Source organism: Fluviibacterium sp. S390 (assembly GCF_049800695.1).
Classification (GTDB): domain Bacteria; phylum Pseudomonadota; class Alphaproteobacteria; order Rhodobacterales; family Rhodobacteraceae; genus Meridianimarinicoccus.
This window is the reverse complement of the sequence record NZ_JBNAFN010000016.1, coordinates 41,960-55,273: the sequence shown is the minus strand read 5'-3', so window position 1 is coordinate 55,273 and position 13,314 is coordinate 41,960. Positions and strand designations below refer to the sequence as shown.

Here is a 13,314-nt window from a genome sequence, read left to right as displayed (position 1 = left end):
CCATGCGCGCGCTCTGGGTTGTTCTGGTCTGTCTTGCCACGCCGCTTTTCGCGGCCGAGTGGGATGTGCCGGTGCACCCGGGCGCGATTGGCGAAACACTGGACCGGGCCGCGCAGGGCGACACGCTGCGCCTGCGGCCCGGCACCTATACCGAAACCGTGGTTCTTGACCGCCCCATCCGCCTGGAAGGGCGCGCGGGCACCGTCATCGACGGGCAGGGGCAGGGCAGCGTCATCACCGTGACCGCGCCGGGCGTCTACGTCGGCGGCATCAAGGTGGTGGGTTCTGGCTCCAGCCACGAAACCATCGACTCTGGCATCAAGCTGACCGAGGGCGCCGTGGGCGCCGAGATCCGCGACAACACGCTGGTCGAGAACCTGTACGGCATCGACATTCACGGCGCGCGCGACGCCCTTGTCGCCGGCAACCGGATCGTCGGGCGGCAGGATCGCCGCGTCAATGACCGGGGCAACGGCGTCTACGTCTGGAATGCGCCCGGGGCGGTGGTCGAGGACAATGACATCCAGTTCGGCCGCGACGGCATCTTCGTCAATTCCTCGAAGAAGAACATCTTCCGCAACAACCTGTTCCGCGATCTGCGCTTCGCGGTGCACTACATGTACGCGAACAATTCCGAAGTGACCGGCAACACCTCGATCGGCAACGATCTGGGGTATGCTGTGATGTTCTCGAAACGCGTCAAGGTGGCCGACAACATCTCGATCGGTGACCGCGAGCATGGCGTGATGATGAACTACGCCAACAACAGCGAGATCACCGGCAACTACGTGCGCGGCACCAAGGAGAAATGCGCGTTTCTCTACAATTCCAACAAGAACATCTTCACCGGCAACCACTTCGAGGGCTGCGGCATCGGCATCCATTTCACCGCCGGGTCGGACGGCAACCGCATCGTCGGCAATGCTTTCATCGGCAACCGGACGCAGGTCAAATACGTCTCGACCCGCTGGGTGGAATGGTCCGAGGACGGCAGCGGCAACTTCTGGAGCGATCTGGCGGCCTATGACCTGAATGGCGACGGGGTTTCGGATGTGCCATTCCGTCCCAATGACAGCATGGATCATGTATTGTGGACCCAACCGGCGGCAAAACTGCTGCTGGGGTCACCGGCGGTGCAACTGGTGCGCTGGTCGCAATCGGCCTTCCCGGCGCTGCTGCCCGGCGGCGTGATCGACAGTTATCCGTTGATGCAGCCGCCCGAGCTGACCACCAACGGCAAGGAGATTTCCCATGACCCATGAGGTCCTGAAAATCGACGGCCTCACCAAGCTGCGCAGCGGCCGTCCGGTGCTGCGCGACGTGTCGCTGTCGGTCGCCGCTGGCGAGCGCGTGGCGCTGCTGGGCCACAACGGCGCCGGCAAGAGCACAATGATCAAGATCGCGCTGGGGCTTCTGTCGCCCGATGGCGGGTCCGTGCGTGTTGCCGGTTCGGTGCCGGGAAGCGGCGCGGCGCGTCTGGCCACCGCCTTTCTGCCCGAAGCCGTCAGTTTTCACGGTGCCCTGACCGGACGCGAGCAGTTGTCGCTGTTTGCCCGGCTGGCCGGCACCGGCACCGGCCCGGTGGCGGGCCTGCTGGAACGGGTCGGGCTGGCGGATGCCGCCGACCGCCGCATTCGCACCTATTCCAAGGGGATGCGGCAACGGCTGGGGCTGGCGCAGGTGATGCTGGGCAAACCGGCGGTGGCGCTGCTGGACGAACCGACCAGCGGGCTCGACCCGATCTCGCGCCAGGATCTGTACACGATCATCGACGAACTGGCCGCACAGGGCACGGCGGTGCTGATTGCCAGCCACGCGCTGACCGAGGTTGAGGCCCGCACCGATCGCATCGCCATTCTGCGGCAGGGCGAACTGGTGGCCAATGACACCCTGCGCAACCTGTCGCGCCGGGCCGGGCTGCCGACGCGGCTGCGGATCGTGGTGCGTGGCGGGCTGGCCGACCAGATGGCCGCCGAAACCGGCGGCACCCGCGTCAACGGCGCGTCGGTGGACGTGGAATGCGCCCCCGACACCAAGATGGAAGCGTTGCGGCGCTTTGCCAGCATGCCGGACCGGGTCGAGGATATCGAGATGACACCGCCGGGACTGGAAGACCTGTACCGGCACTATGCGCAGGAGGGCAAACAATGACCGCGCGCGTTCTGGCCGTGGCCCGCAGCGAGATGACCATCCTGCGCCGCAACCGCTGGCTGTTCCTGGCCACGCTGATCATGGTGCTGTTCGCGCTGGCCCTGACCTTTGCCGGCAGCGCGCCGACGGGGTCGCTGGGCGCCGACCGTCTGCTGGTTTCGGTGGCCTCGATGACCACCCTGTCGGTCTATCTGGCGCCGCTGCTGGCGCTGATGATGAGCTTTGATGCCATCGCCGGGGATTCCGAACGCGGCACGCTGGCGCTGCTGTTGAGCTATCCGGCCGGGCGTGGCGAGATCCTGCTGGGCAAATACCTTGCGCAACTGGCCGCCCTGAGTTTCGCCCTGGCCGTGGGCTTCGGCATCGCCGGGGCAGCGGCCGGTCTGACCGGCGGCACTTCGCCGGAAAGCCTTGCGGCCCTGTTGCGGCTGATCGGCACCTCGATCCTGCTGGGCGGCGTGTTCCTGGCCTTCGGGCATTTCCTGTCGGCGCTTGCGGGCAGTCCTGCTGCGGCGGCGGGGGCGGCGGCGTCGCTGTGGCTGGTGTTTGTCGTGCTCTATGATCTGGGTCTGCTGGGCGCCGTGGTGCTGGACAGCGGCGGCGTCTTCACAACCACCTTCTTCCCGTGGGTGATGGTGGCCAACCCGGCGGATGCGTTCCGGCTGTGGAATGTCGCGGCCTCGGACGGGGTGGCGCTGACCACCGGGATGACCGGGGTGGCGGGCAGCCTGCCGACCTGGGCCGCGCCGCTGTCCATCGTGCTGTGGCTGGGGATCACCTTCGGTCTGGCCTGGGCCGCGTTCCGGAGGCTGGAACCATGAGAGCCGCCCCGATCCTTGCCCTGCTGCTGCTGTTGCCCGCCTGCCGCGAAGAGGTGGCCGAAGCGCCGCCTCCGGTGGCGATGACCGAAGCCGCGCTGAGCCATTTCTGCCAGATGAATGTTGCCGAACACGGCGGTCCCAAGGGGCAGGTTCACCTGGAAGGAATGCCCGACCCGCTGTTCTTCGCGCAGGTGCGTGATCTGGTCGCCTATCTGAAAAGCCCCGAACGCGATGCCCCGATCACCGCCGTCTATGTCAGCGACATGGCGCTTGCGGCCAGTTGGGCATTGCCCGGCGAGAACAACTGGACCGACGCGAAGACCGCGTTCTTCGTTGTGTATGCCGGGGTCGCGGGCGGCATGGGTGCCCCCGAGATCGTGCCCTTTGCCGCGCGCGACGGCGCCGAAGCCTTCGTCGCGCAATATGGCGGCGAGATTCATTCCCTCGACGACATTCCCGACCACGCGGCCATCGGCCCGGTCGATCTTGACTCTGTTCTGGAGCAACCCTCATGACCCCCATTCTGTCCCGCCGCCGATTTCTGGCCGTTTCCGCCGTGGCCGTGGCCTTGCCCGCCGCTGCCGCAACCCCCGGTGCCCATGCCACATGGCAGGGGATCGCCCTTGGCGCCCCGGCGTCGATGCGGCTGGAAGGCGTGACGCAAGATCAGGCCCGTGCGATCTTTGCCGAGGTCGAGGCGGAACTGTCGCGGCTTGAGGACATCTTCAGCCTGTATCGCCCCGACAGCGCATTGGCGCGGCTGAACCGCGACGGGGTGCTGACCACCCCCCCGGCGGAGCTGCTGGAGGTGCTGAGCCTGAGCGCCAGCCTGAACCAGGCCACCGATGGTGCCTTCGATCCGACGGTGCAGCCGCTTTGGCAGGCGCTGGCCGAGGCGCAGACCAACGGGCCAGGGCTGGATGCCGAAACGCTGGACGCGACCCGCGCCCGCACCGGATGGGCGCATCTGCGCTTTGACCGCGATGCGGTGCGCTTCATGCGTCCGGGCATGGCGCTGACCCTGAACGGGATCGCGCAGGGCTATATCACCGACCGGATTTCGACGCTGCTGGCGGCGCGCGGATACGCGGATACCGTGATCGACATGGGCGAGGTCCGAGCCCGCGGCGTCAAGACGGGCGGCACCCCCTGGACCGCCGGGATCGCCACCCCCGATGGCACCATCGTGCGCCGGATAACCCTTGCGGATCGCGCTCTTGCGACCTCGGCCCCGCTGGGAACGGTTCTGGACCCGGCGGGCCAAATCGGCCATATCATTGACCCACGTACAGGCGGTTCGGTCGAAGGCCGCACCCTGATATCGGTGAGCGCGCGCACAGCCGCGCTGGCCGATGGTCTCTCGACGGCATGCTGCCTTCTGGAGCCCGAACTGATCAAGGTTGTGATCGGAGGTTTTCCCGATACCATCCTTGAGACCCTGATCTGAAGCGAAAGGAATCGAAATGAAATCAGGACTTCTCTCTATGGTCGCCGCACTGGCCACCGCTGTTGCCCTGCCCGTGATGGCAGACGGCGACCCCGAAGCCGGTGAAAAAGTGTTCAAGAAGTGCAAAGCCTGCCACGCGGTCGGCGAAGGCGCCAAAAACAAGGTCGGACCCGAGCTGAACGGCATCGTCGGCAGTGCCGCCGGCCAGGTCGAAGGCTTCAAGTATTCGGACAACCTGCTGGAACTGGCAGAAGGTGGCCTGACCTGGGACGAGCCGACCCTGACGCTTTATCTGACGAAGCCCAAGGACCTGATCCCGAAAACCAAGATGTCCTTCGCCGGTCTGCGCAAGGATGAAGAAATTCAGAACGTCATCGCGTACCTGCAGACATTCGAATAATAATTTCCGAAGTTTCGCGCGAATCGCGGAATGGAAATGCGCAAGGTGCCCGGCTGGAAAGCCGGGCACCTTTCGTTTCGGCAGCAGTTTGCCGAGCGTCCGGCCGGGTCGGACCTGTTGCGCAGGTCTTGTCTGGCCAGCCCTGCGCGCATTCCCTGGCCAGAACAGCAGAAGGCCCGGCATTGGGGTGCCGGGCCTTTGCAATGTGTCGGGGTCAGATCGCGGCGCGGATCAGCGCAGATCCTCGGGCAAAAGCGCTGCCGGCAGGTTCTGGTAGCAGACCGGACGCAGGAAGCGGCGGATCGACAGGGTGCCGACCGATGTGGCGCCAAAGTTGGTGGACGCCGGATAGGGGCCGCCGTGGACCATGGAGTCCGCCACTTCGACCCCGGTGGGGAAGCCATTGGCCAGAACCCGCCCGGCCTTGCGCTCCAGCACCGGCATGAAGGTGCTGGCGACGGCGGTGTCACCGTCGTCCACATGCAGGGTGCAGGTCAGCTGCCCTTGCAGCGCCTCGGCGACGGCGCGCATCTGGTCGGCATCCTCGACGGTGACGACCAGACCCAGCGGGCCAAAGACCTCCTCGGCCAGCACCTCGTTGGCCAGCCACGTTTTCGCGTCGGTGACGAACAGATAGGGTGCCGCCTCCCGCGCATCGCAGCTGGTGGTCAGGACTTCGCGCACCCCGGCGGTGGCCGAGACCCGGCGCTGGCCCGCGCGATAGGCACTGGCGATGCCATCGGTCAGCATGGTCTGCGGTGCGGTGGCATTCAATGCTTCGGTCGCGGTGGCAATGAAGGCTTCGGCCTCGGGTCCGGCGCGCAGCACGGCGATGCCGGGGTTGGTGCAGAACTGCCCCGCGCCCATGGTCAGTGATCCGGTCCAGCCCTTTGCAATCTCGGTGCCGCGTGCCGAAAGCGCCGCGTCGAAGATGAACATCGGGTTGACCGAGCCCAGTTCGCCGAAGAAGGGGATCGGCTCGGGACGGCTGGCGCAAAGGTCGAACAGCGCGCGGCCCCCGCCCAGAGAACCGGTGAAGCCCACGGCCTTGATGATCGGATGCTGCACAAGGGCCGCGCCCACCTGGCGATTGCCGCCCTGGATCAGGCTGAAGACCCCCGGATGCACATCGCATTTCTGGATGGCGGCGTGAATGGCTTCGGCAATGATCTCGCCAGTGCCGGGATGGGCGCTGTGACCCTTGACGACCACCGGGCACCCGGCGGCCAGCGCGGCGGCGGTATCGCCGCCCGCGGTCGAGAACGCCAGCGGGAAGTTCGAGGCGCCGAAGACCGCGACCGGGCCGATGGGACGCTGCATCATGTGCAGTTCGGGGCGGGGCAGCGGCGCGCGATCGGGCAGGGCCTCGTCATGGCGGCGGTCCAGGTAGTCGCCTTTCAGGATATGCTCGGCAAACAGACGCAACTGGCCGGTGGTGCGCCCGCGCTCGCCCTGAAGGCGCGCTTCGGGCAGGCCGGTTTCGGCGCTGCCGATGGCGGTGATGTCGTCGGCGCGGGCCTCGATTTCATCCGCGATGGTGTTCAGGAAAGCCGCCCGGCTTTCGCGGCTGGAATAGCCATAGCTGGCAAAGGCCGCTTCGGCGGCCTGGGCGGCGGCGTCGACGTCGGACACGCGGCCAACGGAATAGTCAAACGACGGTCCCGTGGCGGGCTCGGACGGGAAGCGATCGTCTCCGGCAACCCAGTTGCCTGCGATCAGGTGATTTCCGTGAGGGTGAAACATGGTGTGGCCTCTGTCTTGTGTAAGCAGTGGAGTGCGATGATCTTAGCGTGGATACGAGTGCCCCGGAGGGTCGTGCAACCGGTTTTCCGAAGTCGGTGGGCAGCGGTGTCAGGCGGTGGCGTCTTCGGCAGAGGAGGCGCGGTTTTCCGCCACCAGCGCCAGCAGGGCCTCCTTGGTGCGGGTGATATGCCAGGTCAGCATTGCGCAGGCACCCTCGATGTCGCGGGCCTGGGCCAGTGCCAGCAGGTCGCGATGCTCTTTCTTGGCGGGCTCGCGCTGCTTCATGACGCTCAGGTGCATCCGGACATAGCGGTCGGAATGCACGCTGACCCCTTGCAGAACGTCATTGGTAAGCCGCCGGTCGGCGGCGGCGTAGAGGGCCGAATGGTACTGATGGTTCAGCGACCCCCATTTGCCCACGTCATCGGCGTCATAGGAGGATTCCATCGCCACCAGAATCTCGTCGCAACGGCTGAAATCCGCGTCGGTCATGGCCGGGATGGCGCGGCGGAACAGATCGACCTCCAGCAACATGCGCAGGTCGAAGATCTCGGCGATCTCGCGCAGGGAATGTTTGGTCACGGTGGCGCCGCGATTGTTGGTGAACTGCACCAGCCCCTCGGCATCCAGCCGCTTCAGCGCTTCGCGGATCGGCATGCGCGACACGTCGTATTCCACGGCCAGGTTCTCCTGCCGGATGGTCTCGCCTTCAGCCAGCTCACCGCTGAGGATTCGTTCGCGCAGATCGTCCGCAATGATGTCCGGAAGGGTGTTTTTCTTGACAGCACGGGTGCTTGCCATTGGCGGCCTCTTGCAGCGTTGTTTTCCGTATTTTGGATACAATAAGAATTTTACCTAGGATTTTCAAGCGTGAAACGGCACGGGATTTCGGCAAATGGGATGGTATTGGCGGGAGGGATGATGTATCCCGTATACAAACAGCAAAGTGGAGGCCCGGATGGAGCCGAAAACCAAACTGACCCTGGACGAGGTGCGCGGCCTTGCGACCGACGTTCTGACCCACAGCGGCTATGACGCGGCCCATGCCGGGGCCATTGCCGAGATGCTCTATCGCTGCCAACTGGACGACTGCCAGTCGCATGGTCTGTTCCGGCTGCTCATGTGCGCGGCGACCATGCGCGACGGCAAGATCGACGGGGCAGCGGCGCCGCAGATCACCCCGTCGGACAATGCCATCGTGCGGGCCGACGCGCGGGACGGCATGTCGTTGCTGGCGGTGCAGGCCGGGCTGCCCCTGCTGATCGAGAAGGCACGGGCCCACGGCATGGCGGCGCTGACGGTGAACAACTGCTTCCATTTCTCGGCGCTCTGGCCCGAGGTCGAGGATCTGGCGGGCGCCGGGCTGGCCGGGCTGTCGATGGTGCCCAGTCATTCCTGGGTGGCTCCGGCCGGCGGGCGGCGCGGCACCCTTGGCACCAACCCGCTGGCCTTCAGCTGGCCGCGTCAGGGCCAGACGCCGTTCACCTTCGACTTCGCCACCAGCGGCTTCGCGCGCGGCGAGATCGAGCTTTACAAGCGCGCCGGAAAGCAACTGCCCGAAGGGGTGGCCATCGACCGGGACGGCAACCCGACGCGCGACCCGCAGGCGGCGCTGGATGGTGCGATGCTGACCTTCGGCGGACACAAGGGATCGGCCCTGTCGATCATGATCGAACTGATGGCCGGCCCGCTGATCGACGACCTGACCAGCAAGGAAAGCCAGGCTGCGGCCGGGGCCGATGGCACAGCGCCCTATCACGGGCAGATCATCCTTGCCTTCGATCCCGATCAGTTCTCGGGCGGGAGGGCCGAGGCCAACGATGCCCGCGCCGAACGCCTGTTTGCCGATATCGTCGATCAGGGTGCGCGGCTGCCATCGCAGCGCCGCTATGCCGCCCGCGCCCGCAATCTTGAGCGGGGTTATGTGGAAATTTCCGAAGGGCTGCACCGCGACCTGCTGGCCCTGCTGGGCTAGGCGCGGGTGTCCCGGCTTGCATCACGCGTGCCGGGCGCGGCCCGGTGGGTCACACCCCCCAGGTGTCGCTTAACCGATAGCCACCGGGCCAGGGATCGTCGGGATCCAGCATGTGCTGGTGAATGCCGGTGATCCAGCCCCGGCCGCTGATCTCGGGCACGATGGCCGGACGCCCGCCCACGGTGGTCTGCGCTGCCACCCGCCCGGTGAAGCGCGATCCGATGATCGAGATCGCCTCGAACTCCTGATCCGCCGTCATCTCGCCCTTGGCCAGCATCAGCGCCATGCGCGCCGAAACCGCAGTGCCGGTGGGCGAACGGTCGACCTTTCCGGGCTGGATCGTCACCGCCGAACGCCCGCGCAGGCCGGTGGCGGTCTGTTCCAGCGGCCCGCAGAAGGCGCAGAACGAGATATGCGCCCAATCCGGGTTCTCGGGGTGCACGAATCCAAGCTGGTCGTTTGCCGCGGCCACGATCCGGTTGCCCAGTTGCGCGATCTTGCGGGCGTTGGCTTCGGTGATCTCCAGCCCCAGATCGGCGGCCTGCACCACCACGAAGCTGTCGCCGCCATAGGCGGTGTCCACACTCAGACGCTCCAGCCCCGGCACGTCCAGCGCGGCGCCGATCTGGCCGGCGAAACTGGGCACGTTCTGGACGAAGATCCGTTCGGCCTTGCCATTGCGGCACTCGGCGCGCACCCGCACCAGCCCGCCTGGCGCTTCCAGCGTCAGCCGGGTTTCGGGTTCGGTCATCGGCAGGATGCCCCCGTCCAGCAGCACCGTCGAGACGCAGATCGAGTTCGAGCCCGACATCGGCGGGGTGTATTCCGGTTCCATGATGATGAAGCCCATGTCGGCCTCGGGGTGCTTCGGCGGCACCAGCAGATTGACATGACGGAACACGCCGCCGCGCGGTTCGTTCAGCACCAAGTTGCGCAGGGTTTCGTCGCGGGCGATGAAATCGCGCTGCGCCCAAAGCGTGTCGCCGGGCGGCGGGGCGACGCCGCCGACGATCACGTCGCCGACCTCGCCCTCGGCATGGGCCGAAATCACATGGATGGTCTTGTTGCTGCGCATGGGGCCGGGCCTCAGGAATAGCTGGCGACAGGATCGCCAAGCGTGTCGAAGATCGGGGTGATGCCCAGACCCGGACGGTCGGCGGCTGTCATCCGGCCATCGACCCGTTCGGGCGCGCCCGAGGCGATGGCCACGGTGCCGTAGCTGTTGAAATCTGTGGCCGAAAAAGTGAACTCCGCCGGGGTGGAACGCGCCAGATGGGCGATGGTGGCGGTGGTGATATCGCCGCCCCAGGTGTCCTCGATGGTCATCGGGATGCCATGGGCGACGCAAAGGTCGCGCATCAGCCGGGCCTGGCTCAGCCCGCCGACCTTGCTGATCTTCAGGTTGACGACATCCATTGCATCCTCGGCAATGCCGCGCACCAGCGTGTTGGGGGTGTCGATGACCTCGTCCAACACGAAGGGCAGGGGGGTGCGGCGGCGGATCGAGACGCATTCCTCGTAGGTCAGGCAGGGTTGTTCGACATAGACATCCAGCCCGGCGATGGCCCCGACGACGCGGGCGGCCTCGTGCCGGGTCCAGCCGGTGTTGGCATCGGCGACCAGCAGATCGGTGGGCTTCAGCACGGCGCGGGTGGCGTGGATACGCTCGATATCGTCATTGGCGTCACCGCCGACCTTGAGCTGGAACTTGGTATAGCCCTCGGCGGCATAGCCTTCGATCTTGCGGGCCATGGTGTCTGGGTCTTCCTGGCTGATGGCGCGATACAGCACCACGTCGTCCTGCGCCGCGCCGCCCAACAGCACGTACAGCGGCAGGCCCGTGGCCTTGCCCAGCAGATCCCAGCAGGCAATATCCACCGGTGCCTTGGCATAGGGATGGCCGCGCAGGGCGGCATCCATGGTGCGGTTGATCTGCCCGATGTTCAGCGGATCCTGCCCGATCAGATGCGGGGCCAGCTCTGCCAGCCCGGCGCGGACGCCAAGCGCGAAGGACGGCAGATAGGCCGAGCCCAGCGGACAGCATTCGGCATAGCCCGACAAGCCTTCGTCGGTCTGGATTTCCAGCACGGTGCTGTCGAACACTTCGACGAAATTGCCGTTCGACCAGTTGTAGCGGCCTTCCTTCAGGGGCAGGTCCACCTGATAGACGTTGAGCTTGGTGATCTTCACGGAAGCGGTCCTTTCAGAAACGGGCGGCGGAATAGGGCTGCGGGGACAGCGGCGGCGGGGCACCGCGCATCAGGGCGGCCAGAAGCTCGGCGGTGCCGGCGGCCTGTGTCAGCCCAAGGTGGCCGTGACCGAAGGCATAGAACACACCCGGCACACGGGGGGAGGCGTCGATCACCGGCAGGCTGTCGGGCATCGAGGGGCGGAAGCCCATCCATTGGGTGCCACCTTCGGTGCGCAGCCCCGGCAGAAAGCTGGCGGCCTTGCGCAGCAGGATCTCGGAGCGGCGATAGTTCGGCGGCAGCTTGAGACCGCCCAGTTCCACGGCACCGCCCACCCGCACGCCGCCGTTGATCCGGGTCACCACGAAGCCATGCGACGCGAAGGTCAGATGGGTGCGCAGATCGAAGGCCCCCGGCGGCAGGGTGGTGTTGTAGCCGCGCTCGGTCTCCAGCGGGAAACGGTCGCCCAGGGTCCGCGCCAGGTGATGCGACCAGGCCCCGGCAGCGACGACCACCTGTGCCGCGATGAGGGGGCCGCCATCGGTCTGCACCGTTACGCCGTCGGGACCGGGCTGAAGGGCGCGCACCTCGGCCCGGGTGATCGTGCCCCCGCGCTGGCGCAGGGTCGCGGCCAGATGTTCAGCCCAGGTTTTCGGATCGACGGTGTTGAGCCAGTCCGGGGTAAAGGCCGCATGGGTGAACCGTGGGTCCAGCCCCGGCTGGATCTCGGCAATGGCGCCGGGGCTGTCGAGCAGGTCGAAGGCGATGCCGTGGCGGCGGCGCAGTTCCCACCCCTCGCGACTGGCCTCGAACTCGCGCGCACCTTCATACAGCTGCAACTGGCCGTCGCGCTGCATCAGGGGCTCGCCCTGCACATCGGCGACCTGGCGTTCCAGTGCGGCGCGGGAATGGGTCATCAGCCGGGCCTGGGCCGACAGCGCGGCCTCATAGCGGTCGCGCCAGCTGGCCCGCCAGAACCGCAGCATCCACGGCGCAATGTTCAAGGCATAGGCGGGCGGGATCGACAGCGGCCCTTGCGGGTCGGCCAGCCATTTCGGGGCCTTGCGCATGATGCCCGGTGTGGCCAGCGGCACGATGTCGGTGAAGGCGAAGGCCCCGGCGCTGGCCGCCGAAGCCCCTTCCGCGACGCCGGCCCGGTCCAGCACCTGCACGCGGTGGCCCTGACGGGTCAGTTCCAGCGCGGTCGAGATGCCGATGATGCCGGCACCGATGACGATAACATCCTGGGGGGCGTTGGTGGGGGTCATGTCAAGTCTCACAGTCCAACAAGGATCGAAGGCAACCAAGTCGCCAGCCAAGGGAACAGCAGCAGTGCCAGCAGCACCAGCCCCTGCGCCGCCACGAATGGCAACACGCCGCGATACATGTCCCCGTAGGTCATGTCCTTGGGCGCAATCGACCGCAGATAGAAAATCGACGGTGCCATCGGCGGGGTCAGATACGAGGTCTGGATCACCACCAGCACCAGCATCGCGAACCAGATCGGATCGATGCCAGCGCTGCGCACCAGCGGCGCGAAAATCGGCACGAGGATCAGCACGATGGACACCCAGTCCAGCACGAAGCCCGCGAAGAACACCACCAGAAGCAGGAAGGCGATCAGCCCGGCGTTGCCATAGCCGATCAGCTCTACCGTATCGCGCACCAGCCCGCTGCCGCCGGTCACGGCGAAGATGCTGGTGAACATGGTGCCGCCCGCCACGATCAGCATGATCATCGAGGTGATGCGCAGGGTAACCCCCAGGGCCTCGCGCAGCATGGTCAGGTTCAGTTCCCGGAACATCAGGGTCAGCACCAGTGTTCCGGCCGCGCCCACGGCGGCGGCTTCGGTGGCCGAAGCGGCCCCGGCCAGCAGCGAGCCCAGAACCATGCCGATCAGCAGCAGCGGCGGCAGCAGGGCCGTCGCGGTGATCCACAGCTTCTGGCCCAAGGGTATGGCGCGATCCTCACGGGGCAGCGAGGGCGCATCCTGTGGGCGGCGCAGGCTGCGCATCAGCACGTAGCCCACGAAGAAGGCGACCATCAGCGCACCGGGCAGCAGCGAGGCGGCGAAAAGCTGGCCGATGGAAAGCTGCGCGATGGAGGCATAGACCACCACGATGACCGAGGGTGGAATGATCGTGCCAAGGGATCCCCCGGCGCAGATGGTGCCCGCGATCAGGTCATTGCGATAGCCGACCCGACGCATCGCCGGGATGGCCATCAGGCCGACGACGATCTCGACCGCGCCAACGACGCCCGAAGCGGCGGCAAAGATCGCGCACATGGCGATGGTGGCCAGCGCCAGACCGCCGGGCATTCCACCCAGCCACAGTTGCAGCGCATGGAACAGCCGCCGGGCAATGCCCGAACGTTCCAGCACCGCGCCCATGAAGATGAACAGCGGGATCGCCGCCAGAACGAAGTTCGACGCTGTGTGCAGGAGCGGGCCGTAAAGTTGCAAGAACAGCAGGTCGCCAAAGACCGTGTAGCCGAAGATGACCGAGACGATCATCATCGAAAACGCGACCGGGATCCCGGCAAAGACCAGCACGAAAAGCGTGGCAAACATCAACAGGGGTGTCATG

General features: G+C 66.4%; 13 protein-coding genes. 7 read left to right on the top strand and 6 right to left on the bottom strand.

Features of this window, described 5'->3' with window-relative positions:
- Window positions 1-2 precede the first annotated feature (2 nt).
- From ACP15K_RS13390 to ACP15K_RS13365, 6 genes are read left to right on the top strand one after another with little or no spacing between them, the layout of a single operon-like run.
- Window positions 3-1,262, top strand: coding sequence for a nitrous oxide reductase family maturation protein NosD (locus ACP15K_RS13390; protein WP_424990747.1), 1,260 nt, complete (start codon window positions 3-5; stop codon window positions 1,260-1,262).
- Window positions 1,252-2,151, top strand: a complete 900-nt coding sequence (locus ACP15K_RS13385; RefSeq protein WP_193141332.1) for an ABC transporter ATP-binding protein — start codon at window positions 1,252-1,254, stop codon at window positions 2,149-2,151. Before ACP15K_RS13390 ends, ACP15K_RS13385 begins: the two co-directional genes overlap by 11 nt.
- Window positions 2,148-2,972, top strand: a complete 825-nt coding sequence (locus tag ACP15K_RS13380) for an ABC transporter permease (protein WP_424990746.1) — start codon at window positions 2,148-2,150, stop codon at window positions 2,970-2,972. Before ACP15K_RS13385 ends, ACP15K_RS13380 begins: the two co-directional genes overlap by 4 nt.
- A complete protein-coding gene (locus tag ACP15K_RS13375; protein WP_424990745.1) occupies window positions 2,969-3,487 on the top strand; it encodes a nitrous oxide reductase accessory protein NosL in 519 nt (172 codons plus the stop codon). Before ACP15K_RS13380 ends, ACP15K_RS13375 begins: the two co-directional genes overlap by 4 nt.
- Window positions 3,484-4,419 (top strand): FAD:protein FMN transferase, encoded by a 936-nt coding sequence (locus tag ACP15K_RS13370; protein WP_193141335.1) that lies wholly within the window; start codon window positions 3,484-3,486, stop codon window positions 4,417-4,419. Before ACP15K_RS13375 ends, ACP15K_RS13370 begins: the two co-directional genes overlap by 4 nt.
- 16 nt (window positions 4,420-4,435) lie before the next feature.
- The gene (locus ACP15K_RS13365) at window positions 4,436-4,819 is read left to right on the top strand and encodes a c-type cytochrome (protein WP_193141336.1); all 384 of its coding nucleotides are present in this window, start codon (window positions 4,436-4,438) and stop codon (window positions 4,817-4,819) included.
- Window positions 4,820-5,050: 231 nt separating this feature from the next.
- Here ACP15K_RS13365 and ACP15K_RS13360 read toward each other — a convergent pair whose 3' ends face one another.
- Both ACP15K_RS13360 and ACP15K_RS13355 read right to left on the bottom strand, forming a co-directional pair.
- Window positions 5,051-6,562, bottom strand: a complete 1,512-nt coding sequence (locus ACP15K_RS13360) for an aldehyde dehydrogenase (NADP(+)) (protein WP_193141337.1) — start codon at window positions 6,560-6,562, stop codon at window positions 5,051-5,053.
- A 108-nt stretch (window positions 6,563-6,670) separates the two neighbouring features.
- Entirely contained in the window at window positions 6,671-7,363 is a 693-nt protein-coding gene (locus ACP15K_RS13355) for a GntR family transcriptional regulator (protein WP_193141338.1), read from the bottom strand.
- 157 nt (window positions 7,364-7,520) lie between these two features.
- Between ACP15K_RS13355 and ACP15K_RS13350 the strand changes: the two genes are divergently transcribed.
- Window positions 7,521-8,537, top strand: a complete 1,017-nt coding sequence (locus tag ACP15K_RS13350; RefSeq protein ID WP_424990744.1) for an Ldh family oxidoreductase — start codon at window positions 7,521-7,523, stop codon at window positions 8,535-8,537.
- Window positions 8,538-8,586: 49 nt separating this feature from the next.
- On the opposite strand, the gene ACP15K_RS13345 is transcribed toward ACP15K_RS13350, so the two are convergent.
- The 4 genes from ACP15K_RS13345 to ACP15K_RS13330 are packed head-to-tail and all read right to left on the bottom strand — an operon-like array spanning window position 8,587 to window position 13,313.
- On the bottom strand, window positions 8,587-9,612 hold the full coding sequence (locus ACP15K_RS13345; protein ID WP_424990743.1) for a trans-3-hydroxy-L-proline dehydratase: 1,026 nt from the start codon (window positions 9,610-9,612) through the stop codon (window positions 8,587-8,589).
- A gap of 11 nt (window positions 9,613-9,623) precedes the next feature.
- On the bottom strand, window positions 9,624-10,727 hold the full coding sequence (locus ACP15K_RS13340) for a cis-3-hydroxy-L-proline dehydratase (RefSeq protein ID WP_424990742.1): 1,104 nt from the start codon (window positions 10,725-10,727) through the stop codon (window positions 9,624-9,626).
- A gap of 13 nt (window positions 10,728-10,740) precedes the next feature.
- Window positions 10,741-11,994, bottom strand: a complete 1,254-nt coding sequence (locus ACP15K_RS13335) for an NAD(P)/FAD-dependent oxidoreductase (RefSeq protein ID WP_424990741.1) — start codon at window positions 11,992-11,994, stop codon at window positions 10,741-10,743.
- A gap of 8 nt (window positions 11,995-12,002) precedes the next feature.
- Entirely contained in the window at window positions 12,003-13,313 is a 1,311-nt protein-coding gene (locus tag ACP15K_RS13330) for a TRAP transporter large permease (protein ID WP_424990740.1), read from the bottom strand.
- Window position 13,314: the final 1 nt, after the last annotated feature.

Bases quoted from the DNA above. Each gene is read 5' to 3' on its own strand.
- ACP15K_RS13390 (WP_424990747.1), top strand. From the start codon at position 3: ATGCGCGCGCTCTGGGTTGTTCTGGTCTGTCTTGCCACGCCGCTTTTC.
- ACP15K_RS13385 (WP_193141332.1), top strand. From the start codon at position 1,252: ATGACCCATGAGGTCCTGAAAATCGACGGCCTCACCAAGCTGCGCAGC.
- ACP15K_RS13380 (WP_424990746.1), top strand. From the start codon at position 2,148: ATGACCGCGCGCGTTCTGGCCGTGGCCCGCAGCGAGATGACCATCCTG.
- ACP15K_RS13375 (WP_424990745.1), top strand. From the start codon at position 2,969: ATGAGAGCCGCCCCGATCCTTGCCCTGCTGCTGCTGTTGCCCGCCTGC.
- ACP15K_RS13370 (WP_193141335.1), top strand. From the start codon at position 3,484: ATGACCCCCATTCTGTCCCGCCGCCGATTTCTGGCCGTTTCCGCCGTG.
- ACP15K_RS13365 (WP_193141336.1), top strand. From the start codon at position 4,436: ATGAAATCAGGACTTCTCTCTATGGTCGCCGCACTGGCCACCGCTGTT.
- ACP15K_RS13360 (WP_193141337.1), bottom strand. From the start codon at position 6,562: ATGTTTCACCCTCACGGAAATCACCTGATCGCAGGCAACTGGGTTGCC.
- ACP15K_RS13355 (WP_193141338.1), bottom strand. From the start codon at position 7,363: ATGGCAAGCACCCGTGCTGTCAAGAAAAACACCCTTCCGGACATCATT.
- ACP15K_RS13350 (WP_424990744.1), top strand. From the start codon at position 7,521: ATGGAGCCGAAAACCAAACTGACCCTGGACGAGGTGCGCGGCCTTGCG.
- ACP15K_RS13345 (WP_424990743.1), bottom strand. From the start codon at position 9,612: ATGCGCAGCAACAAGACCATCCATGTGATTTCGGCCCATGCCGAGGGC.
- ACP15K_RS13335 (WP_424990741.1), bottom strand. From the start codon at position 11,994: ATGACCCCCACCAACGCCCCCCAGGATGTTATCGTCATCGGTGCCGGC.
- ACP15K_RS13330 (WP_424990740.1), bottom strand. From the start codon at position 13,313: ATGACACCCCTGTTGATGTTTGCCACGCTTTTCGTGCTGGTCTTTGCC.